Source organism: Vibrio sp. 1-Bac 57, assembly GCF_037546855.1.
Taxonomy (GTDB): domain Bacteria; phylum Pseudomonadota; class Gammaproteobacteria; order Enterobacterales; family Psychromonadaceae; genus Psychromonas.
The window spans coordinates 1-5,451 of the sequence record NZ_JALAAC010000074.1; the positions used below are offsets into that span (position 1 = coordinate 1).

The window sequence follows — 5,451 nt, forward strand, 5'->3', positions numbered from 1 at the left end:
TGGATTGATAATACACTCAGATCAAGGTGTTCAATATGTGAGCCATCAATATAGGCGGATACTGAGGTTGCATAAGTTTATCGGTAGCATGAGTAAAAAAGGATGTTGCTGGGATAATGCAGTAGCAGAAAGCTTTTTCGGTAGCTTAAAACAGGAAAGAGTCCACTGGCGCAATTACCGAACGCGTTATGCAGCTCAGCAAGATGTCTTGAATTACATCACGATGTGGTACAACAGCCAACGGATGCATTCATACCTTGATTATCAAAGTCCCAATGAATTCGAGCGTATGGATAAACCATTAAAAGAAGTAGCTTAAAGAACTTAACTAGGGTGACTGAATTCAGTTGACCAGGTCAGTGTTGAGTATTAACTTGTGTTTTATGAGCATGCATAGTCCTTATCCTAAAAATGTCCTTTAGTGTAGACTACAATTTTAGTCATGCCAGAGAACCACTAAAATTGTTGGGTTTTATAGTGTGGAAACAAGCGCCAAGGCAGAGTAGAAAAAATATTCGAACTTCAGATATTCTAAGTACCACCTTTCACTATCAACAGTTGTTCATTAAGTACTGAGCGAGTTATCTATCAATATCATTATTATTGTCTTCTAAATGATTGTAATGTACCTATTGATGTTTAAAATACCTATCTAAAATAAACGTATTAGATAATTTCAGTACGAGAAATTCTTTCATAGAAGAGATATTTATAAATGCTTCGAAAACTATTTACTTGTTGGTTATTACTGGTTTTTTCCTCTCTTCTTATCGCGGAAGAAAAAGTGGTTTTGCAGTTAAAATGGGAACATCAATTTCAGTTTGCAGGATATTATGCGGCTAAATGGCAAGGTTTTTATGAAGAAGCTGGGCTTGATGTCGAGATACGACCTTCTGTCAAAGCAGATAAAAGTATTATCACGCCAAGTGATGAGATTAAACAAGGCCAGGCGCAATTTGCAATCGGTGGTTTAGACATTCTACTGGTTAAAGATAATGACCTTAATCCAGTCATTCTCGCTTCACTGTTTCAACATAGCCCGACGGCCATCTTTTCGCTACAAAATACCGATATTAGTAGTCTCAGGGAACTCTCTCAATTACGTATTGCCGTTACTGAATCTGATTTTGCTAAAGCTGAAATAGCTGCGATGTTTCGCTCACATGGCTATGATTTCAAAAAAATAAAATTTGTAGATCAACCCGTTACCATCGATACGCTATTAAACAATGAAGCCGATGCGATTGTTACCTATGCGATTTCCGCTGAGTTCTCAGCAAAAGAGAAAGCGATCAAGCTCAATAAAGTTAAACCGGCGGATTTAGGGTTAGACTTCTATGGTGACTCGTTGTATACCTCATTTGAATATGCAAACAGTCATCCTGATATTGTTAATCAGTTTACCAAAGCGAGTATGAAAGGGTGGCGTTATGCCATTGAGCATAAAGAAGAAATAGCAAAACGGATAGCCAATGAGTTTCCCCGTTATTTAGTCAAATACGATGATATTTATCAATATAATCTCTTCTTCGCTGAACATATCGATCAACTACTGAATTATGCTGAAAAACCATTAGGAGATATTAATAAAGAACGTTGGTTCAATATGAATGAACGAATTCGTTCCTTAGGTCTGATCCGTTCAGATTTAAATGATAGTCATTTTAGTGTTCAAAAAGAAGAGATAACCCCATTTTCAGATAGCTTTATTTTTTATTTACTCGGTATCATCATGCTGCTTTTTGTTATCTTTTTTCTTTGGACTCGCGAGCTTAAAGTATTAACCCTGTTAGCGGTCATATTAGTGATCGTCCTTTTTGAAATGCAATTTGAAGACATATTTATCAAAGAGGAAAAGCGCGCTGTCAAAGAAAATGCGACCCAGGTGGTTAATACTATCAGTGCAAAGCTAAAAGGGGAGTTAGAGAATAACCTTTCTTTGTTGACTGGCTTTGCCTCTTACATATCAGCCACCCCTGAACTCACTAATGAGGACTTTGCTCGTTATGCACAACCTCTCTTTCAAAAAGATCCGATGCTCATAAGCTTTGTAGCAGCAAAAGATTTGGTCATTAATTATGTTTTTCCGCTTAAAGGAAATGAAAAGGCAATGGGGTTAAATTATAGAAATACCCCTAATCAAATAGAAATGGTTGAACAATTAGTGAATACCGGGCAAGTTCAGATGATTGGTCCAGTTAACTTGGTACAGGGAGGTAAAGCCTTCATTGGTCTAGCGCCTGTTTTCTTACCTGACGGGACATTATGGGGGATTATTTCAGCGCCGATTGATGCTGATCTATTACTTAAATTTATAGAAAAGGAAAGCTCTCGTCATCATTTTAACATTGCTATTAGAAGTTACGATTTACAAGGTGAAGCGGGACCTGTTTTCTTCGGAGAATCTGCTGTTTTTGATGCACAGAATAAATTAGCATCATCAAGGATTGCAGTAGGCGGGCATTCTTGGCATATAGCTGCGACTCCTTTATTCGTCGACAATGAATTACCTACTAATATCTATTTATTGCGATCTTATTTTATTGTCAGTGCATTTATATTCAGTTTGTTTATCTGGTTTAGGTTTAAACAAACATCGAAACAAACAATGCTAGAGCTAAAGTTAAATGAGGATAAAAGGTTATTAGAGTCAGTCGGACGAGTTGCGAAAATTGGCGGCTGGGAACTTGATAATGAACTGAATTTTATAAAATGGTCTGAGCAGTCCTCTTTAGTGATAGGTGAGCCCCAAGCATTTTTACCTGCTAAGTTAAGCGATTTAAAAAAATATATTTCAGCTGAAGATTATCAATTATGGAAAACAAAAATAAAAAATGGACTAAAAGCGCCTAAAGCCTTTTCTATTAAAATAGCATTTGCTACAAAAAATAATAAACCAATGTGGCTTAAAATAGTGTCTGATGGCAAAGCAACCGACAACTCATCTTCTATTATAGGGACTATTCAGGATATAACTGAAAAAATATTAAATATAAAATTTATTGAATATCAAGCTTCTCACGATAGCTTGACTAACCTGCCTAATCGCCGCACTTTTCAGGACCGGTTGGATCTTGCAATAGAAAGTGCTTCTCGTAGTAAAAAAAGTATCGCGATTTTATTTATCGACTTAGATCGTTTTAAGCCCATCAATGATAATCTCGGGCATCATGCTGGTGATTTGGTTTTGATTGAATCTGCTGATCGATTAAAAAAACTCATTAGGTCATCTGATACGGTTTCACGCATAAGCGGCGATGAGTTTGCGCTTATTCTCAATGATGTTGAACATTATAAACATGCGCTTACGATAGCGGATAAAATTTCCCAAAAGATGCAGGAGCCTTATCAACTGAGCAATGCAGAAGTTCATTTGAGTGCCAGTATCGGCATTGCAATATACCCTGACGATGCAAACAATGCAGATGAATTATTAAAAAAAGCAGATCAGGCGATGTATGAGGTAAAAGCAAACGGCAGAAATGGATACCAATTCTATACCCAAGAGATGCAACAAAAATCAGAGTACCGTCATCAGCTTCGCAACGAGTTGATCACGGCACTTAAAACAAAGGAGATACAACCTTATTTTCAACCCATTATAGAGCTCAACACCAAGCAAATTAGAAAATGCGAAACACTGGCTAGATGGCAACAGAAAAATGGTGATTTTATAGCGCCTATTGAGTTTATCAATTTAGCGGAAGAAACAGGGTTAATTAACCAAATTGATTTATTTATGTTAGAGGAATCTAGCAAATACTTAATGGAAATGGACGTCGAGATTGAATTATCCATTAATGTATCGCCAAGGTTATTCCATACTAAGGATAATGCACTACAGCATTGGCTTACGGCTATCAAAAAGATCAGCAAATCAGTGAGCCTTACTATTGAGATCACCGAGCGTCTTTTAACAGAAGATTCCAAGAAAGTACTTACTATTCTCAATCAATGTAAAAATATGGGGATTAAAGTCGCTATTGATGATTTCGGTACGGGTTACTCATCCTTAAATTATTTGATTAACTTTCCAATTGATCAAATTAAGATAGATAGAAGCTTTATTAAAAATATTGGTATCGATAGTGCCTCTGAGATATTAATAGAGACTATTTTGACGATGGCAAATCGACTTGGCATTAAAGTTGTTGCGGAAGGAATTGAAACACAAGAGCAATTAACTTATCTACATAAGCACCACTGTGATTTCGGGCAGGGGTATTTGCTTGGTAAACCAATGAATAGAGAAAGCTTTCATTCCTTACTCAAAAAATAGTCCGTTTATTAAACGCTAAACGCATCTCGTTGATAGAGGCTTTGTGGGGCCGTGAACGATGATATTTTTTGTATTATATGATTTTTATCTTTATCTTTATCTTTATCTTTAAGTACTAAGTTTTCAACTAGGGGGGATATTCATAGTGCTTTATTAAGTATATCAGGCGTCTTAATAAAGAATAAAATGAGAATTTAAAAGGAGGAAATAGTTTTTTGCAGTCTCTTTTTTTGATAAAAGTTAACAAAAGGTTAAAATTAGTTGATAATCGTATTTATTTAGAGTTTTTGTAATTTTAATCTAAATTTATTAACACCTATTATGTGCTAAAAACTAAATGTTAAGGCTAATTTATGAGTCGTTGGTATGATAAACGCCCCAAGTTAGGGAAGAATCTAGACAAATTTAAAGGAATGAAACAAGAGATCAGAGAGCCTATTCTCAATGGTATCATGACTTAGTAAAACATAGTCAACCAAGCCTTATGACAATAGAAAAAGCATTTGAATTTCGGTTAAATTGTTCTCGATTACGTTGGTATGAGCATGATCCTCATTGTTGGTTTGTTTTTAATGTATTGGAAAGAGCCAATATATCGACCTTAGAATCAGTTGAACAACCCGTGAGCGCAATCTCGTTCGTTCACGGGCGAGTTAGCGATTAAACTAAATTCTCTTTAATGATTTAGATGTTTTAACTGCTTTTTCAGTTGGTGGCTCTTGTTGGTTTTCAATGTACTTTTTAATAACATCTAAACTAGCGCCACCACAAGAAACAACGCAGTAAGATGGACTCCAAAAATGATTACCCCATAACTTACTTTTTACTTGTTCCCAGTGCTCGCGCCTTACCATATAAGAAGACTTGCCTTTAAGCTTTCCTACCAAGTTAGATACGGCAACCTTGGGGTGAACAGACACCATTAAGTGAATGTGATCTCCCTCCCCTCCAAACTCTAATAACTCACATTGCATCTGTTCACAAGTCTCTTTTATTACTTCTTTTGTGCTATCAAGCATCTTTTTTGTAAATACATCTCGCCTATATTTAGTAACAAATACTAGATGAACGTAGTTTTTATAAAGACAATTACTTCCTGTTCTCCACTCGTACATATTAACCTCATGCTAGATTGACTTTAGGAATGAATAGTAATACATTAACATTCATTG

The 5,451-nt window shown here is 35.9% G+C and carries 4 protein-coding genes; 3 read left to right on the top strand and 1 reads right to left on the bottom strand.

Going from position 1 to position 5,451, the window contains the following annotated elements:
• The 3 genes from MT391_RS20430 to MT391_RS20440 form a co-directional block, all read left to right on the top strand.
• Window positions 1-319 (top strand): IS3 family transposase (locus MT391_RS20430; protein WP_499499907.1); only part of this gene is annotated, 319 nt, incomplete at its 5' end.
• A 396-nt stretch (window positions 320-715) separates the two neighbouring features.
• Window positions 716-4,279 carry an EAL domain-containing protein gene (locus MT391_RS20435; RefSeq protein ID WP_499499909.1) on the top strand — a complete coding sequence of 1,188 codons (3,564 nt, stop codon included), beginning with the start codon at window positions 716-718 and terminating at the stop codon, window positions 4,277-4,279.
• A gap of 484 nt (window positions 4,280-4,763) precedes the next feature.
• Complete coding sequence (locus MT391_RS20440) at window positions 4,764-4,943, top strand: hypothetical protein (protein ID WP_499499911.1); 180 nt, start codon at window positions 4,764-4,766, stop codon at window positions 4,941-4,943.
• A 1-nt stretch (window position 4,944) separates the two neighbouring features.
• Here MT391_RS20440 and tnpA read toward each other — a convergent pair whose 3' ends face one another.
• Window positions 4,945-5,394: an IS200/IS605 family transposase gene (gene tnpA / locus MT391_RS20445; protein WP_499499912.1), complete on the bottom strand. Its 450-nt coding sequence runs from the start codon at window positions 5,392-5,394 to the stop codon at window positions 4,945-4,947.
• Window positions 5,395-5,451 lie beyond the last annotated feature (57 nt).